This window comes from Meiothermus sp. QL-1 (genome assembly GCF_003351145.1).
Taxonomy (GTDB): Bacteria; Deinococcota; Deinococci; order Deinococcales; family Thermaceae; genus Meiothermus.
In genome coordinates, this window is record NZ_QQSV01000001.1 from 158,484 (window position 1) to 174,512 (window position 16,029).

Below are 16,029 nucleotides of genomic sequence, written 5' to 3' on the forward strand. Positions count from 1 at the left end.
ATGACCAAGGCCCGAACCCTCGGCGAACTCAAGCGTACCTACCCCCTGGAAAAGCTTCGCCGCAGCGTGAAGGACGAGGCACGGGCAAACCTCATTGCCAAGCTTCGGGCAGGCGAGCGGCTTTTCCCTGGCATTCAGGGCTACGACGACACCGTCATCCCGAGCCTGGTGAACGCCATTTTGGCCCGGCACAACTTCATCCTGCTGGGCCTGCGCGGCCAGGCCAAAAGCCGCATCCTGCGCCAGCTCACCGACCTTCTGGACGAAGAAATCCCAGCCCTGCCCACCGAGCTTCGCGATAACCCTCTTTTTCCCCTTTCAGCCGAAGCCAAGCGCCTTTTAGAGGAGGCCGGGGACGACGCGCCCATCGTCTGGGTTCCCCGCCACGAGCGCTACGTGGAGAAGCTGGCCACCCCCGACACCACCGTGGCCGATATTCTGGGCGATATCGACCCCATCAAGGCCGCCCGACGGGGGAGCGGCCTTTCGGACCTCGAGGCCGTCCACTACGGCCTTCTGCCCAGGGCCAACCGCGGTATCTTCGCCATCAACGAGGTGGCCGACCTCTCGCCCAAGGTGCAGGTGGCCCTTTTCAACATCCTGCAGGAGGGCGACGTGCAGATCCGGGGCTACCCGGTGCGGCTGGCGCTCGACGTGTGGCTCACCTTCACCGCCAACCCCCAGGACTACACCGCCCGGGGCAAGATCGTCACCCCCCTCAAGGACCGCATCGGTTCGGAGATTCGCACCCACTACCCCCGCACCCTGGAGGAGGGGCTTTCCATCACCCGGCAGGAGGCCTGGATAGCCCGCGAGGAGGGCATCTACGTGCCGGCCTACGTGGCCGAGGCCGCGGAGGCGGTGGCCTTTGTGGCCCGTGAAGACAAGCGCGTGGACAAGACCTCGGGGGTCTCGCAGCGGCTTTCCATCAGCCTTTTGGAGCTGGTGGTCTCCAACGCCGAGCGGCGGGCTTTGCGCTTCGGCGAGCGGCCGGTGGCCCGACCCCTCGATTTGTACGCAGCCCTGCCGGCCATTACCGGCAAGATAGAGCTGGAGTACGAGGGCGAGCTGCAAGGGGCCGAGCGGGTGGCCAAGGACCTTTTGCAGAAGGCCTTCGCCATGGCCTATGGCGAGCGGGCCCGGGGGCTTGGGGTGGACGAGGTGGTGCAGTACTTTGCCGAGGGCAACCTGCTCACCCTGCCCGAGGCCGGCGCTAGGGAGGTGCTGCGGACCATGGAGCGGGTGCCGGGGCTTCTGGCCGCAGCCCGCCGGCTCGAGGCCCAGTCCTCCCCCGAGGCCCTGGTGGCCGCGGCGGAGTTCATCCTGGAGGGGCTGGCGGGCCGACGCAAGATTGCCCGCGGCGAGGAGAGCTACAGCGCCCCTGTGGAGCGGGGCGAGCGATGGGGGAGTGGGAACTAACATGCGCGTCCGGTACTCCAAGTACGAGCCCGGCTTCGACGACCTTACCGGGGCCGATTTGATGGAGATGCTGCAGGACTTCCTCATGGACTCGGGCTTCTCTGACCCCTACAACCGCTACCAGCCCGACCCCAACCGGGTCCCTACCCTGGAAGACCTTTACGACGCGCTTTTGCAGGCCCTGATGGAGCAGGGCCGCATCCCCGAGGAGTGGCTCAGGGAGGCGCGCTTTGCCAACCGCAAGGAGGAGACCCGGCTTTACCGCGAGATTCAGAAGCTCATCCAGCGCCTGCAAGACGAGGGGTACATCCGCCTGCCGGGCACCGAGCCGCCGATGGGCCAGGGCTACCAGGGCGAAGCGCAGGAGGTTCGCATCGAACTTACCAACAAGTCGGTGGACTTCCTGGGCCTCAAGAGCCTGCGGGCCCTTTTGGGTTCGCTGGGCAAGAACGCCCCGGGGGCCCACCCCACCCGCCACTACGCCTCAGGGGTGGAGTCGAGCGGGGAGACCAAGCCCTATGAGTTTGGCGACCAGCCCAACCTGCACATAGGCGAGACCCTCAAGAACGTGGTGATGAAGGGCCTGGAGAACCTGGCCCCTGAGGACCTGGTGGTGGAGCTTTCCGAGTACACCGCGGCCATGAACACGGTGGTCCTGCTGGACTGCTCCCACTCCATGATCCTCTACGGCGAGGACCGCTTTACCCCGGCCAAGCGGGTGGCCCTGGGCCTGGCCCATCTGATCCGCACCCAGTACCCAGGCGACCAGGTGCGCTTTTGCATCTTCCATGACAGCGCCGAGGAGGTGCCCCTGGGCCGGCTGCCCACCGTGCAGGTGGGGCCCTACCACACCAACACCGCCGAGGGGCTCAGGCTGGCCCGCAAGCTTTTGCGCAAGATGAGCGGGGAGATGAAGCAGATCATCATGATCACCGACGGCAAGCCCTCGGCGCTCACCCTGCCCTCGGGGCAGATTTACAAAAACGCCTGGGGGCTTGACCCGGTGATTCTGGCCGAGACCCTCAAGGAGGCCACCCTGGCCCGCAAGGAGGGGATTCCCATCCACACCTTCATGCTGGCGCGGGAGCCCGAGCTTCTGGCCTTCGTCAAGAAAATCACCCAGATCACCCGGGGCAAGGCCTATCTGACCACCCCGGCCAACATAGGCAAGTACGTGCTGATGGATTTTTTGAACCGCAAGGTGAGCCGGAACTGACCTAGCCCTCCGCCAGCGTTCGAGCGATGGCCGGCAGGTAGCTTCGGCCGAAGAAGCAAAGGTGCAGCAGCAGGTAGTAAAGCTGGTAGCGGGGCAAAGCAGCCTCCACCGCGGGCGGGATGGGGTAAAGCGCCTGGTAGTGCTCCCAGAACTCGGGTGGGAAGCCCCCGAACAGGTGCATCATGGCCAGGTCCACCCCCCGTTCGCCCCACCAGGCCGAGGGGTCGATCAGAGCCGGCCCTTCCCGGGTGTGCAGCACATTGCCCTGCCACAGGTCGCCGTGGATCAGCACCGGCCCCTCCCGGGGTAAAGGCGCCTCCAGGGCCGCTTCCACCCTGGGTCCCAGGGGCCCTAGCTGGGCCCAGGTGGCCTCCAGCAGGGGCCGGATGCGCTTTTCTAGCCAGAAGCCCTGCCAGTCGTCCAGGGTGCCGCCGGGCAGCTCGAAGCGGCCCAGGAAGACCGGGCCAGGCCAGCCGTAGGTGGGGGCGGCCTGCCGGTGGAGCTCGGCCAGCATCCGGGCCAGCGCCGGCCAGTCGGGAGGGCCCGGCGGCAGGTAGGCCAGCACCAGCCCCTCTGGGCCGGCCCAGTAGACCCTGGGCGTTCGCGCTCCAGACCGGGCCAGGGCAGAGAGGCCCTGGGCTTCGGCCTGGAACAGGCCCCGGGGTGGTTGGGGGTGGGTTTTGACCACGTAGGGCCCGGCCCGCCAGATCTGGCCCATATCGCCCCCGTGGAGGGGCTCGAGGGGATGGGCTTCCAGGCCGGCCCGGCGCAGCAGCTCAGCGGGGTGCATGGGTGTTCAGGAACTGCTCGATGGCCTCCTCCAGCATCTGGTAGACCTCCTCGAACTGCTCCATGCCCCCATAGTAGGGGTCGGGCACCTCACCCCCGCCGTTCAGCTCGAGCAGCAGCCGGGCCTTGCCCCGGTGCTGCGGGAACCTGCGCTCCAGGGTCCGGAGGTTTTCCCGGTCCATCACGAAGATGTGGTCGAAGCGCTCCAGGTCCTCGGCCCGAATCTGCCGTGCAGTGTGGGGGAAAAGGGCCCCATACCTGGCCAGCACGGCCTGGGTGCGGGGGTCGGCCGGCTCGCCCTCGTGCCAGCCGCCGGTGCCACAGGAGTCCACCTCAAACTCTTCCTCCAGCCCCCGCTCGCGCAGCTTGCGCCGCAGAATGCCCTCGGCCATGGGGCTACGGCAGATGTTGCCCATGCAAACGAAGAGTACCCTCGTCATAGCTTTACGATAACGCCCTCGTGGGGGCGCAGCTCGAGCACCCCCCCCACCCGCTCGTAGCGGTCCAGGTGGGTCGAGAGCAGGATTTCTCCCCCAGGGGTGGAGAGCTTTTTGGGCTCGGCGGTGAAGTTCAGCGCTACCAGCACCTCACCCCCCCGCAGGTAGGCGTAGACCCCCGGGGGCGACTTGTAGCTTTGGTAATCGCCGTAAAGCAGGGCCCGCGTCTCGCGCCGCACCACCAGCAGGGTGCGGACTAAGGTCAGCATGGAGAAGGGGTCGGCGTCCTGCACCTCCACGTTGCGCTCGAGGTAGTCGGGGTTCACCGGCAGCCAGGGCTCCACCGTGCTGAAGCCCGCGTAGGCAAAACCGGTCCACTGCATGGGGGTGCGCTCGGGGTCACGCCCTGGGTCCAAGCCGTGCTCACCCGCAGCCCCTCGCTGGCGCAGCGCGGCGGGGTCCTGCACTTTTTCGGGTGGAATCACCCCATCCACCATCCCGATTTCGTCGCCGTAGTACCAGGTGGGCGAGCCCCGCAGGGTAAAGAGCATCATGGCCGCCACGCGGGCCTGGTCGTGCCCGATGCGGCTGGCCAGGCGGTGCTGGTCGTGGTTGCCCAGCACCCAGTTGGGGGTGGCGAAGGGGGGCAGGCTTTTTTCGTACTCCTCCACAATGCTGCGAATGTTTTCTGCGGTCCAGTTGTTGAGGCCCCTGAAAATCAGGTGGAAGTTGAAGGGCAGGTGGCAGCCGGGCCGCTCAGGGGTGCCGTAGTAGGGGATGAGCTTTTCGTAGGGCAGGTAGATTTCCCCCACCATCACCCGGTCGCCGGGGTACTCATCCAGCACCCTGCGCATCTCCAGCACAATTTCGCGGGTCTCGGGCTGGTCTTCCTGGTAGATGTGCAGATGGCGGAACCGGTCGATCTGGCCGGGCCGGTAGTCGGGGTTTTCGGGCTCGTCGCGGAAAAGGGCATCTTCTACCAAAAGCCAGAGCACGTCCACCCGGAAGCCGTCCACCCCCCGGTCGAGCCAGAAGCGCATCACGTCGTACATGGCCTGGCGCACCTCGGGGTTGCGCCAGTTGAGGTCGGGCTGTTCGGGCAAGAACTGGTGTAGGTAGTACTGGCCGGTCTTTTCGTCGAAGGTCCAGGAAGGCCCGCCAAAGTAGGACATCCAGTTGTTGGGGGGGCCGCCGTCCGGGGCGGGGTCGCGCCAGACGTACCAGTCGCGCTTGGGGTTTTCGCGGCTGCTCCTGGACTCCAAAAACCAGGGGTGCTGGTCGGAGGTGTGGTTGGGCACGAAGTCGATGAGCACCTTGAGGCCCAGCCGGTGGGCCTCGGCCAAAAGGGCATCGAAGTCCTCCAGGGTACCGAAGATGGGGTCTACGTCGCAGTGGTCGGCCACGTCGTAGCCGAAGTCTTTCATGGGGCTTTTGTAAAAAGGCGAGAGCCAGATGGCATCAAAGCCCAGGTCGCGGATGTAGTAAAGGCGCTGGCGGATGCCCGGCAGGTCGCCGATGCCGTCGCCGTCCGAGTCCTGGAAGCTGCGGGGGTAAATCTGGTAGATGCTGGCGGTGCGCCACCATTCCATGGGGGTCTCCTTTCAAAGGGGGTGTTGGATGAGCCAGAGGCGTTCGTAGGGCCGCAGGTAGGCTGGGGCGGGGGCCTGGGTGATGCAGTCGAAGGGTTGTACGATGCCCTCCTGCCGCAGGGCCTCAAAGGGAAAGGGCTGCTCCTGCTCGCTGAAGTTGTAGACCTGCACCAGCACGCCCTGGGGGTGCTCGCGCTTGAGGAGGAGCAGGTGGGGGTTGGGCTGCCAGAGGGGCCGGGTGGGGAAGGCGGCGTGCATCTGAGGGGTGCGTGCGCGGGCCTCGAGCAGCGCTTTTATACCCTGGAAGAGCCGATGCTCCACCGTGCCGGCCTGCTTGCGCCGCTCGGCTTTGCCCCAGTCCATTCGGGGCCGGTGCAGCCAGCGGTTGTCGTCTTGGTGGGCGGGCTCCTGGGCGTATTCGTAGTCGTTGAGCATGCCCAGCTCATCGCCCATGTAGATGAGGGGGATGCCCTCGCCGTGGCCGATGATCACCGCATGGGCCAGCAGGAGGCGCTCTATGGCCAGGCTAATGAGCCGGGGATGGCCCGATTCCAGCGCGGCCTCCAGCCCGGCCAGGCTGGCCGCCATCCCCGAGGTGCGCCGGTCGCCGGTATTTGGGTTTTCCTGAAAGTGCATCCCCCGGGCAAACGACCCCGGAAACTCGCCTTTGTAGAACTCGGACAGAAAGCGCCGGTGGGCCGGGCCGCTCAGGCCTACCGCTGCCGCGTCGGTGTCGGAGATGGCCCAGCCGATGTCGTCGTGGCAGCGCAGGTAGGTGGCCCAGGCCGTGCTGGGGGGCTTTTGGGGAAAGCGCTGTAGGGCCTGGGTGAAGAGGCGGGTGTCGCGGCTGGCCAGGCTGCTCCAGACCTGGACCATAAGAGTGTTGTGGTAGGCCAGCTCCGAGACCTTGCCGTAGTGCCTGCCCGTGCCCAGGTAGGCGGCCAGGTCTTCCGGGGCCACAATGGCCTCGGCCTTGAAGGCCACCGCCGGGGCGCCGATGCGCACCGCCGCCCGCAGGGCTTGCGTGAGGGCGTGCACCTCGGGCTGGTTTTGGCAGTTGGTGCCCAGGCGTTTCCAGATGAAGGCAATGGCATCGAGCCGGAAGACCTCTACCCCCCGGTTGGCCAGCCACAAAATCAGGTCGAGGTACTCCAAAAACACCCGGGGGTTGCTCCAGTTCACATCCCACTGCCAGCTATTGAAGGTGGTCCAGACCCAGCCCTTCAGTTCCTCGTCCCAGGTGAAGTTGCCGGGGGCGAAGTTAGGGAAAATTTCTGGAAGGGTGCGCTCGTATTGGTCGGGGATGGTGCGGTCGGGGTAGACGTAGAAGTAGGCGCGGTACCTGGGGTCGCCCCGGCGGGCCGCCTGGGCCCAGGGGTGTTCGCGGGCCACGTGGTTCAAGACCAGGTCTAAGCAGAGGCTAATCCCCTCGCGGCGAAGCTCTGTGCAGAGGGCCTCGAGGTCGTCCATGGTTCCCAGGTCGGGGCGCACCCGGCGGTAGTCGGCCACCGCGTAGCCCCCGTCGTTCTCCCCTTCTCTGGGAAGCAGTAGGGGCAACAGGTGCAGGTAGCGGATGCCCAGCTCCTTGAGGTAGGGGATGCGCTCGGTCACGCCCCTGAGGTTCCCCGCGAAGCGGTCGGCGTAGGCGATGTAACCGCACATCTCGGGGCGTTGGAACCAGTCAGGGGTGTGGATGCGCACAAGGTCAAGCTCATGTAGCTCCTGCGGGCGCTCGGCCAGGTTGCGCCCGATGACCCGGGCCACTTGTTCCAGTAGAGCTGGGGTCTCAGGGTAGACCGCTGCCAGCCCCTCGCATAGCTCGGCGAAGTAGCGTTTTGCTCTAGCCTGGAGCTCGAGGGACCGGTAGACCTCCAGAGATGGAAGCTCTTCCAAAAGGTGGTCTAGAAAGGACCTGCTGTCCATTCGCCACACGTATTCTAAGGGGTTCAGGCGATACTTTCAGAACAGATTGCCCAGCAGCACTACCTTTACCGCCTTTTCACGCTGCAGGGCTGCGGCGAAGGCCTCCTGGGCTTCCCCCAGGGGAAAGCGGTGGGTGATGAGGGGCTTGAGCTGCACCCGGCCCTGGGCCAAGAGGCGCAGGGCCTCCTGGTAGTCCCAAAAGGTGTACATCAGGCTGCCTTGGAGGGTGAGCTCCCAGTCCTGCACGAGCCCGGCGCTAATGCAGGCCGGCTGGCCGAAGACCCCGGCCACCACCACCCCCCCGCCCTTGTGACAGCTCTGGATGGCGGCCTCGAGGGCCTTTTCGCTCCCCACGCACTCGAAAACCACCTCGTATCGGCCCTCACCGGGGGGAACGGCCCGAAGACCCATCCGCTCGGCCAGCCCTCGCCGGGTTTCCAGGGGGTCCACCACCTCCACCTGGGCTGCCCCATAGGCCAGGGCCACCTGGGCCACCAGAAGACCAATAGGCCCGGCCCCCAGCACCGCCACCGTTCGCCCCGCCACCCGGCCCAATGCCACAGCGTGGACGGCCACCGCCAAGGGCTCCACCAGGGCCCCTTCCTCGGCGCTAACGCCATCGGGCAGGCGATAAAGCTTTTCCAGCGGGGCCACAAAGGCCTGGGCCATGGCCCCTGGGGCCTGGAAGCCCATCACCCGCAGGTGCTGGCAGATGTTGTAGCGCCCGCTCCTGCACTGGGGGCAGTGGCCGCAGGTAAGGGAGGGCTCGAGCACCACCCGCGCCCCTACCCAGCCTGGGTCGGCACCCGGCCCCACCGCCACCACCCGGGCTGCCACCTCGTGGCCGGGGTAGACCGGGTAGCGCACGAAGGGGTGCTGGCCCTCGTAGACGTGCAGGTCGGAGCCGCAAATTCCGATGGCCAGCGGCTCCAAAAGGGCCTGGCCGGGGCCGGGGGTGGGCGGGGCTTCCTCGAGCCAGCCCAGCCGGTGCGGAGCCTCGACGGTCAGCCTTCTCACCATACCGTGTATCCCCCATCGACCACCAGCTCGCTGCCGGTCAGGTAGCTGCTGGCCTCGGAGGCCAGGAAAAGGGCGCAGCTTGCCACCTCGGCGGGTTCGCCCAAGCGGCCCATAGGGGTGAGGCCCAGCCAGTCCTGCCGCCACGCCGGGGTCTCCAGGCCCCGCTTGGTCATTTCGGTGCCGATGTAGCCGGGCGAGATGGCGTTGACCCGCACCCCATAGGGGGCTAGCTCGGCGGCCAGCGACTTGGTCAGGTGGATCACCGCGGCCTTGGAGGCGTTATAGGCCGCCTGGGGCTGGGGTTTGTTCACAATCCGCCCCGACATAGAGGCGATGTTCACGATGCTCCCTCGCTTTTGTGCTACCATCCGGCGGCCAAAAGCCCGGCTACACCAGAAGACCCCATGCACGTTAACCTCGAACACCAGCCGCCACTCCTCGTCGGGGGTTTCCAAAGCCGGGGTGTTGCGGCAGATGCCGGCGTTGTTCACCAGCACATCCACCCGGCCCCAGCGCTCCACCAGGGCCTGGGCCAAGGCCTCGGCCTGGGCCGGCTGGGTCACGTCCAGGGGGTAGAAATGGGCCTCCAGGCCCTGCTGGCGTAGCCGGGCGGCGCTCGCCTCGCCGGTATCCGCATCGAGGTCGGCCAGCACCACCTTGGCTTTGGCCTCGGCCAGGGCGGTGGCAATGGCCAGCCCAATGCCCCGGGCCCCCCCGGTCACCACGGCCACCTGTTCGTCCAAGCGGAATTTGTCCAGAACGCTTGCCATGGCATCCTTCCCTATGGTTCGATCAGCACCTTTAAAGCCTGCCCCATGCCGGGGTGCTCCTTGTAGGCCAGGGCCTGGTGGAGGGCCTCGAGGGGCAGGTGGTGGCTGATGAGGGGTTTTACCTGTATTCGACCGCTCTCGAGCCACTGGAGCGCAACGGGCAGGGTGCCGTTGAGGGAGAAGCTCCCGATGAGGCTCAGGTCGCGCTGGAAAATGTCGTAAGGGCTGAGCTGGACTCGGGCTGCCTCCGGGGCCACCCCGAAGATGAGGAGCTTACCCCCCACCGCGGCGTAGGCGGGCATCGACTCTACTACCGCAGGCACTCCAGTGGCCTCGGCCACGATGTCGAAGCCGTGGGGGGCCAGGTCGCGCACCGGCTCGCCGGGGGCCAGGGCCTGCCAGGCCCCCAGCCTTTTGGCCAGCTCCCGCCGTTCGGGCACCGGATCCACCGCCACCACCCGGGTCACCCCCGAGACCAAAAGGGCCTGCAGCAGCAAGAGCCCAATGGGCCCGGCCCCGAAGAGCAGCGCCTGGCTGCCGGGCTCGGGTCTTAGGCGCTGAATCCCCCAGGCCACGCAGCCCAGGGGTTCGGCAAAAGCGGCCTCGGCCACGCTTAGGCCCCGTACCGGGTAGGCGTTCTGGGCCGGGGCCACCACGTACTCGGCGAAGCCCCCGGCCCGGGTGACTCCCAGGGCCTCGAAGTGCAGGCAATGCTGGCGCTGCCCCCGGCGGCAGGCCCAGCACTGGCCGCAGGCGATGACCGGGTCGAGGGCCACCACCTGACCCTCTGCCAGGCCCGCTACCCCTGGGCCCACCTGATCCACCACCCCAGCAATCTCGTGGCCGGGCACCAGGGGCAGCCGGGCGTGAAAGTGGCCCTCATATAGGTGCAGGTCGGTGCCGCAGACCCCGGTGGCCCCCACCCGGACGCGCACCTGGCCGAAGCCGGCCTGGGGGGCCTCGAGGTTTTCCAGTTGTAGGGTTTTGGGTTGGGTGATAACGGCTGCTCTCATTTGATGGCTCCAAAGGTCAGGCCCCGTACCAGTTGCCGCTGGGCCAGCCAGCCCATCACTATGACCGGTAGGATGGCGATCATCGAGGCCGCCGACATCTTGGCCCAGAAGAGGCCCTCGGCGGTTTTGAAGGAAGCCACGTACACTGAGAGGGGGGAGGCCTGGGCTGCGGTCAGGTTCAGGCTCCAAAAGCTTTCGTTCCAGGCCAGGATGATGCTCAGCAAAGCTGCCGAGGCAATGGCCGGCCCCGAGACCGGCAGCAGCACCCGGAGCATTTCTTGCGCGGTGCTGGCCCCGTCCACCCGCGCGGCCTCCATAATCTCGTGGGGCACTTCACGGAAGTAGGCGTAGAGCGTCCAGACCACCACCGGCAGGTTCATCACCGCGTAGATCAGGGCCAGGGCCCAGACGTTGTCCAGCCAGCGCAGGTCGCGGAAGATCAGGTAAACCGGGATGATCACCCCCACCGGGGGCATCATCTTGGTGCTGATCATCCACAAGAGCGTGCCTGGGGTGCGGGGGGTGGGGTAGAAGGCCATGGCGTAGGCTGCCGGCACGGCCAGCAGCAAGGCCAGCAGGGTGGAGCCCAGGGCCGAGATGATGGAGTTGAGGAAGTGTCGCCCGTAGTCGCTGCGGGTGACCGCCTCATAGAGGCTTTCCAGGGTTGGAGAGAAAAAGAGCCTGGGGGGGATGGCCATGGCTTCCGCTTCGCTTTTGAATCCGGTCAGAAAGAGCCAGAAGATGGGGAAGAACATTATCCCTGCGGCTAAATAGGCCAAAAGCGTCAGTTCCCAGCGCGGACGGCGGGTGCTCATGTGCGGCCTCCCTGCAGGTTGCGCCCGATCAGGCGCAGCACGAAGATGGCCACGATGTTGGCCAGAATCACCGCGAAGACCGCCCCTGCCGCAGCCACCCCGATGCGGTATTCGCCGAAGGCCTTGAGGTAGATCAGGTAGGGCAGGGTGGTGGTGGCCAGGCCCGGCCCCCCGGAGGTGGAGGCGTAGATTTCGGCGAAGATGGTAAGCAGGAAGATGGTCTCCAGCATCACCACCACGCTGAGGGTCTGGGCTAGGTGGGGCACGATAATGTAGCGGAACTCCTGCCAGGCGTTGGCCCCATCAATTTTGGCAGCCTCGAGCTGTTCCTTGGAAAGCGACTGGAGCCCGGTCAGGATGAGCAGCATGGCGAAGGGCGTCCACTGCCAGGAAACCATCAACACGATGGACTGCATGGGATAGGCGGCCAGCCAGTCAATGGGCTCCTGCCCAAGCCGCTGGGCCAGCCAGGCAAAGAGCCCGTAGACCGGGTGCATCAACATGTTCTTCCAGATCAGGGCCGAGACCACCGGCATCACGAAGAAGGGCGAGATCGCCAGGGTACGGGCCAGCCCTCGCCCGGGGAAGTCCTGGTAGAAGAGCACTGCCAGCGCCAGGCCCATCAGCACTGTGATGACCAGTACCGAGCCCACCAGCACCAGGGTGTTCTGCACCGCCGTCCAGAAGATGGGGTCGGTGAGGTGGGAGTGGAAGTTTTCCAGACCCACAAAGCCCTGCCGCTCAGGGTTGAGCAGATTGAAGCGACGGAAGGAGTAGTAGAGGGTGAGGACAAAGGGGATTTGGGTAAAGACCACCAGAAGCAGGATGGCGGGGGCCAGGAGAGCAGCAGTGTTGGGCCGCAGGCGGTAGGTTTTTGAGCGAACCAGTGCTTGGGTTTGGGTCATGCAACCCGCCTTGAGAAGTCCCACGGGGGTGTGCCCCCCGTGGGCCGTGTGGTTCCTACCTAAGGTAGCCTGCCTCCTTCATGATCTTCTCCACCGCGGCCTGGGCCTGGGCCAGCCCGGCATCCAGACTGGTGCGCCGGGCCACGATGCCGGCGATGAACTGCCCCACCTGGGTGCCGATGGCCTGGAACTCAGGGATGCCTACAAACTGCACCCCGGTATAGGGCACCGGCTTGGCGGTGGGCTTGGTGGGATCGGCGGTGTTGATGGAGTCCAAAACCACCTTGGCGAAGGGGGCGGCTCTCTGGTACTCTGGGTTGTTGTAGGTGGAGTAGCGGGTGCCCGGCGGGGCCGAGACCCAGCCCTGGGTACGGCCAACCAAGGCGATGTAGTCCTTTGAGGTGGCCCAGAGGATAAAGGTCTTGGCGGCCTCCACCTTTTTGCTCGAGCGTGGAATGGCAAGCGCCCAGCTCCAAAGCCAGTGGGAGCCGTTGGGGGTGACGGCTACAGGAGCTTTGGCGAAGCCGATTTTGTCGGCCACCTTGGAGGTCTTGGGGTTGGCCAGGTAGCCCGCGGCCACAGTGGCATCAACCCACATGGCGCACTTGCCCTCAGCCATCAGGGTCAGGTTCTCTGTGTATCCGTTCCCGGTCACGCCAGGGGGTCCGTAGCGGGTGACCAGGTCCACGTAAACCCCGATCGCTCGCTTCCACTCCGGGCTGGTGAGCTGGGGCCGCCAGTTTTCGTCAAACCAGCGCCCGCCATAGGTGTTGACCAGGGTAGATATAAAGGCCATGTTCTCGCCCCAGCCGGGCAGACCCCGCAGGCAGATGCCGTAGACCCCGCCCCTAGGGTTGTGCAGGGTTCTGGCCCAGTTGATGACCTGGTTCCAGGTAGGTTGGGCCGGCATGGTGAGGCCTCTGGCCGCGAAGAGGTCCTTGCGGTAGTAGAGCATGGAGCTTTCGGCGTAGAAGGGCAGGGCGTAAAGCCTACCTTGGTAGGAAAGTCCAGCCCGCACCGGCTTGATGATGTCCTCGAGGTCGTAGGTAGCCGGCAGATCCTTTAGCTCCACCAACCAGCCGTTCTTACCCCAGATGGGGGCCTCGTAGGTGCCAATGGTCAGGATGTCAAACGAACCTGCGTTGGTTGCGATGTCGGTGGTCAATTTCTGGCGCAGCTCATTCTCGGGCAGCACCACCCAGTTGACCTTGATGCCCGGATTGGCCTTTTCGAACTCCGGGGTCAGCTTTTGCATGACGATCATGTCGGGGTTATTAACCGTGGCAATGGTGATGGTGGTCTGGGCCAGGGCCAGCGAGCCGGTGGCCAGGGCTAGGGCAAAAAACTTCCACAAACGCATCATGCTACCTCCTGCAACAAAGGGCTTTGGGCCGATACCGACGGTTTTTTAGGACAGCGTCACCTCCTTGGGGTTTTGGCCGAAGAACTCGGCTAAGACCAGGTATTCACGGTAGGTTTTCTGGTAGGCCTCGCTCCACGCGTTGGGTACAAAGCGCCGAGGTGGAGGAGCAGGGGGTAAGGGGAAACCGGCGGCCAAAGCGCCGTAGAGGGCAGCCCCGCGGGCCGAGGCCTGGGGGTTGGGGCTCACCTCCACCGCCATTCCCAGGACGTTGGCGTAGATTTGCAACAAGGCCGCCGAGCGGGTAAGCCCGCCGGTGACCACCACCCGAGGGAGGGGGCCCACGGCGGCCTCCAGGGTTTCCTTGACCAGCCGGGTGCCCAGGGCGCTGGCCTCCACCAGGGCCTGGTAGACCTGCACCGGGTCGGTGTCCAGCCGCAGGCCGCTCAGTGCGCCCTTTAGGCCGGCATCCATGCGCGGGGTGCGGCATCCGTTCCACCAGTCCAGGGCCAAGAGGCCCGAAGGGGCCGGACGCTCGGTTAGGGCCCGGTCGAGCCGCTCGAAAAGGCTGGCCTCGGAGGCTCCGCCCGCCCAGGCCAGGGTGCGCACCCACCAGGCCAGCATGTCGCCGGTGGCGGGCTGGCCGCACTCGTAGCCGTAGTACCCCGGCCAGATGCCCTCTGGCACGATACCGGCAATACCGGGAGCGGGTCTTGCATCAGGGGAGAGGGCCAGGTGGCAGCTCGAGGTGCCCAGGATGGCCACCATCACCCCAGGGGCGCTTACCCCCACCCCCGGCACCGCGGCGTGGGCATCGATTACCGCCACCGCCACCGGCGTACCCGGGGCCAGCCCCTCCACTGCCCACTCTGTCCTGAGCCCGCCGGCCTGCTCGCCTACAGGGCGGGGTGGGGCCAGCTTTTCCAGCCAGCTCGGCAGGGCGGGGTGCAGCGCGGCCAGGGCCTCCGCCGCAGGGTAGCCGGTGGGCTGCCAGTGGGCCTTGTAGCCCGCCTGGCAGGCCGAGCGCACCTCCTGGCCGGTAAGCTGCCAGACCAGCCAGTCGCCCACCTCGATCCAGCGGGCCGCGGCCTCCCAGACCCTGGGGGCTTGCTCCAAGACCTCCCAGGCCTTGGCCAGCGACCACTCCGCGCTGGTCTTGCCCCCGTACATCCGAAGAAAATCAGGGGCTGCTTGATTGATGGCCTGGGCGTAAGGTTCGGCGGCGTGGTGCTTCCAGAGCTTTATGTAGGCGTGGGGCTCGTCGGTGAAGCCCTCCTTCAGGGCCAGGGGGAGGCCATTCTTGTCTGTCGGAAGGGGACTCGAGGCTGTGGTATCAAGCCCTATGCCTATCACGCTTCCAACCCCCTTGGCTGCCCTGCCCATCTGCGCCAGGAGCCGCCGGGTGACCTCCAGGTAGTCCCCCGGGTGGTGCAGGGCGTACAGCGGGGGCAGGGGGCGGCCCGAGGGCAGGGCCTGCTGCAGCACCCCGTGGGGGTAGGGCTCCACGGCGCCGGCCACCTCGGCCCCAGTCTCCAGGTCGAGCAGCATCGCCCGGGCCGACTCGGTGCCGTAGTCCAGTCCCAACACCAGGGGTTTCATGCAGTCGTACCTCCACGAATGGTCACGTGACCATTACGACGCAGACGGCATAGGTAGAAGGCCTATGAGAGGCTCGCCTGCTTTATGGTCTCGTGTCCATAAGATAGATAAGCCCCCTCTATTTGTCAAGCCCCTTTTTGTTACAATGGTCACGTGCCCAGTATCCTCGACGTCGCCAAGCGCGCAGGGGTAGCCCCCACCACCGCCAAGCGGGCCATCAACGAGCCCCACCTTTTGGCCCCGGCCACCCTCGAGCGGGTGCGCAAGGCCATCGAAGAGCTTGGCTACGAGCCCGATTTGGTGGCAGGGGGGCTGCGGCGGGGCCGCACCCGCACCCTGGGACTGATGGTAGGCAACATCATCGAGCCCTTCTTCGCCAGCCTAATCCGGAGCGTGGCCCATGCCGCCCAGGCCCGGGGGTACGCCCTGATCGTGACCGACAGCGAGTACGATACCAAGGTGGAGCGTGCCAACCTCAAGGTGATGTACGGCCATCGGGTGAGCGGCCTGATCATCCGCTCGGGCTATGGGGAGCCCAACCTGGACTACCTGCACCGGCTGCACCAGCGCGGTACTTACATCCTCGAGATCGACTACTTCTACCCCGAAAGCCCCTTCAGCCATGTGATGTTGGACAACCAGGGCTGCGTGTTCGAGGGGGTGCGGTACCTATACGAGCTAGGCCACCGGCGCATTGCGGCCTTGGGCAGCTACGACCCGGTGCACCACCCCGAGGAGCGCAGCCGTTCCTTCCCCGAGGCCCTAAAGGCAGTAGGGCTGCCTTTGGTCGAGGCCTACCAGCGGGTCATCCGGCTGGTGGAGCCGGAGGCCTACCAGCTCACCCTCGAGCTCATGCGCCTGCCCGAGCCCCCCACCGCTCTTTTTGCCCTCAACGGCAGCGAGGCTGCAGGGGCTTTCCGCGCTTTGCGCGAGCTGGGGCTCCGTATTCCCGAGGACGTCTCTTTGCTTACTTTCGACAACTACTCCTGGATGTCGCTGGTTACCCCACCGTTGGATGCCATTGAACAGCCGGTAGAGGCGATGGGCCAGGCGGCAGTGGAAATCGTGCTGGATGCAGTGGAACACAAGGCCCTGGACAAGGTGGTGCGGCGGCGCTTCCCTGGGCGGCTCATTCGCCGGGGGAGCTGTGCACCGCCCAGGGTGGGGTAACGAT

Annotated in this window: 14 protein-coding genes; 3 read left to right on the top strand and 11 right to left on the bottom strand. The window is 66.0% G+C overall.

Annotated elements, in window-relative coordinates; genetic code table 11:
* Positions 1-1,419 (top strand): sigma 54-interacting transcriptional regulator, encoded by a 1,419-nt coding sequence (locus tag DV704_RS00830; RefSeq protein WP_114797661.1) that lies wholly within the window; start codon positions 1-3, stop codon positions 1,417-1,419.
* 1 nt (position 1,420) lies between these two features.
* Positions 1,421-2,635, top strand: coding sequence for a VWA domain-containing protein (locus tag DV704_RS00835; RefSeq protein ID WP_114797662.1), 1,215 nt, complete (start codon positions 1,421-1,423; stop codon positions 2,633-2,635).
* A 1-nt stretch (position 2,636) separates the two neighbouring features.
* Here DV704_RS00835 and DV704_RS00840 read toward each other — a convergent pair whose 3' ends face one another.
* Genes DV704_RS00840 through DV704_RS00890 form a run of 11 tightly spaced genes read right to left on the bottom strand, consistent with a single transcriptional unit; the run spans position 2,637 to position 14,855 of the window.
* Positions 2,637-3,425, bottom strand: coding sequence for a fructosamine kinase family protein (locus DV704_RS00840; RefSeq protein WP_114797663.1), 789 nt, complete (start codon positions 3,423-3,425; stop codon positions 2,637-2,639).
* Positions 3,412-3,864, bottom strand: coding sequence for a low molecular weight protein-tyrosine-phosphatase (locus DV704_RS00845; RefSeq protein WP_233498187.1), 453 nt, complete (start codon positions 3,862-3,864; stop codon positions 3,412-3,414). The genes DV704_RS00840 and DV704_RS00845 overlap by 14 nt, the downstream gene beginning before the upstream one ends.
* Complete coding sequence (locus tag DV704_RS00850; protein ID WP_114797665.1) at positions 3,861-5,450, bottom strand: alpha-amylase family glycosyl hydrolase; 1,590 nt, start codon at positions 5,448-5,450, stop codon at positions 3,861-3,863. The genes DV704_RS00845 and DV704_RS00850 overlap by 4 nt, the downstream gene beginning before the upstream one ends.
* 12 nt (positions 5,451-5,462) lie before the next feature.
* The gene (locus DV704_RS00855; protein WP_114797666.1) at positions 5,463-7,373 is read right to left on the bottom strand and encodes an alpha-amylase family protein; all 1,911 of its coding nucleotides are present in this window, start codon (positions 7,371-7,373) and stop codon (positions 5,463-5,465) included.
* 36 nt (positions 7,374-7,409) lie between these two features.
* Positions 7,410-8,393: a zinc-binding dehydrogenase gene (locus DV704_RS00860; RefSeq protein ID WP_114797667.1), complete on the bottom strand. Its 984-nt coding sequence runs from the start codon at positions 8,391-8,393 to the stop codon at positions 7,410-7,412.
* Positions 8,387-9,163, bottom strand: a complete 777-nt coding sequence (locus DV704_RS00865) for an SDR family NAD(P)-dependent oxidoreductase (protein WP_114797668.1) — start codon at positions 9,161-9,163, stop codon at positions 8,387-8,389. The genes DV704_RS00860 and DV704_RS00865 overlap by 7 nt, the downstream gene beginning before the upstream one ends.
* Before the next feature lie 11 nt (positions 9,164-9,174).
* A complete protein-coding gene (locus DV704_RS00870; protein ID WP_114797669.1) occupies positions 9,175-10,176 on the bottom strand; it encodes a zinc-dependent alcohol dehydrogenase family protein in 1,002 nt (333 codons plus the stop codon).
* Positions 10,173-10,991 carry a carbohydrate ABC transporter permease gene (locus DV704_RS00875; protein WP_114797670.1) on the bottom strand — a complete coding sequence of 273 codons (819 nt, stop codon included), beginning with the start codon at positions 10,989-10,991 and terminating at the stop codon, positions 10,173-10,175. The genes DV704_RS00870 and DV704_RS00875 overlap by 4 nt, the downstream gene beginning before the upstream one ends.
* The gene (locus tag DV704_RS00880; protein ID WP_114797671.1) at positions 10,988-11,896 is read right to left on the bottom strand and encodes a carbohydrate ABC transporter permease; all 909 of its coding nucleotides are present in this window, start codon (positions 11,894-11,896) and stop codon (positions 10,988-10,990) included. Before DV704_RS00880 ends, DV704_RS00875 begins: the two co-directional genes overlap by 4 nt.
* A gap of 55 nt (positions 11,897-11,951) precedes the next feature.
* A complete protein-coding gene (locus DV704_RS00885; RefSeq protein ID WP_114797672.1) occupies positions 11,952-13,256 on the bottom strand; it encodes a sugar ABC transporter substrate-binding protein in 1,305 nt (434 codons plus the stop codon).
* A 48-nt stretch (positions 13,257-13,304) separates the two neighbouring features.
* Complete coding sequence (locus tag DV704_RS00890; protein ID WP_114797673.1) at positions 13,305-14,855, bottom strand: ribulokinase; 1,551 nt, start codon at positions 14,853-14,855, stop codon at positions 13,305-13,307.
* Positions 14,856-15,008: 153 nt separating this feature from the next.
* Between DV704_RS00890 and DV704_RS00895 the strand changes: the two genes are divergently transcribed.
* Positions 15,009-16,025: a LacI family DNA-binding transcriptional regulator gene (locus DV704_RS00895; RefSeq protein WP_114797674.1), complete on the top strand. Its 1,017-nt coding sequence runs from the start codon at positions 15,009-15,011 to the stop codon at positions 16,023-16,025.
* The last annotated feature ends 4 nt before the right edge of the window (positions 16,026-16,029 follow it).

What these genes read in the sequence shown, in the direction of transcription:
- DV704_RS00830 (WP_114797661.1), top strand. Translation starts at nt 1, where the DNA reads ATGACCAAGGCCCGAACCCTCGGCGAACTCAAGCGTACCTACCCCCTG.
- DV704_RS00835 (WP_114797662.1), top strand. Translation starts at nt 1,421, where the DNA reads ATGCGCGTCCGGTACTCCAAGTACGAGCCCGGCTTCGACGACCTTACC.
- DV704_RS00840 (WP_114797663.1), bottom strand. Translation starts at nt 3,425, where the DNA reads ATGCACCCCGCTGAGCTGCTGCGCCGGGCCGGCCTGGAAGCCCATCCC.
- DV704_RS00845 (WP_233498187.1), bottom strand. Translation starts at nt 3,864, where the DNA reads ATGACGAGGGTACTCTTCGTTTGCATGGGCAACATCTGCCGTAGCCCC.
- DV704_RS00850 (WP_114797665.1), bottom strand. Translation starts at nt 5,450, where the DNA reads ATGGAATGGTGGCGCACCGCCAGCATCTACCAGATTTACCCCCGCAGC.
- DV704_RS00855 (WP_114797666.1), bottom strand. Translation starts at nt 7,373, where the DNA reads ATGGACAGCAGGTCCTTTCTAGACCACCTTTTGGAAGAGCTTCCATCT.
- DV704_RS00860 (WP_114797667.1), bottom strand. Translation starts at nt 8,393, where the DNA reads ATGGTGAGAAGGCTGACCGTCGAGGCTCCGCACCGGCTGGGCTGGCTC.
- DV704_RS00865 (WP_114797668.1), bottom strand. Translation starts at nt 9,163, where the DNA reads ATGGCAAGCGTTCTGGACAAATTCCGCTTGGACGAACAGGTGGCCGTG.
- DV704_RS00870 (WP_114797669.1), bottom strand. Translation starts at nt 10,176, where the DNA reads ATGAGAGCAGCCGTTATCACCCAACCCAAAACCCTACAACTGGAAAAC.
- DV704_RS00875 (WP_114797670.1), bottom strand. Translation starts at nt 10,991, where the DNA reads ATGAGCACCCGCCGTCCGCGCTGGGAACTGACGCTTTTGGCCTATTTA.
- DV704_RS00880 (WP_114797671.1), bottom strand. Translation starts at nt 11,896, where the DNA reads ATGACCCAAACCCAAGCACTGGTTCGCTCAAAAACCTACCGCCTGCGG.
- DV704_RS00885 (WP_114797672.1), bottom strand. Translation starts at nt 13,256, where the DNA reads ATGCGTTTGTGGAAGTTTTTTGCCCTAGCCCTGGCCACCGGCTCGCTG.
- DV704_RS00890 (WP_114797673.1), bottom strand. Translation starts at nt 14,855, where the DNA reads ATGAAACCCCTGGTGTTGGGACTGGACTACGGCACCGAGTCGGCCCGG.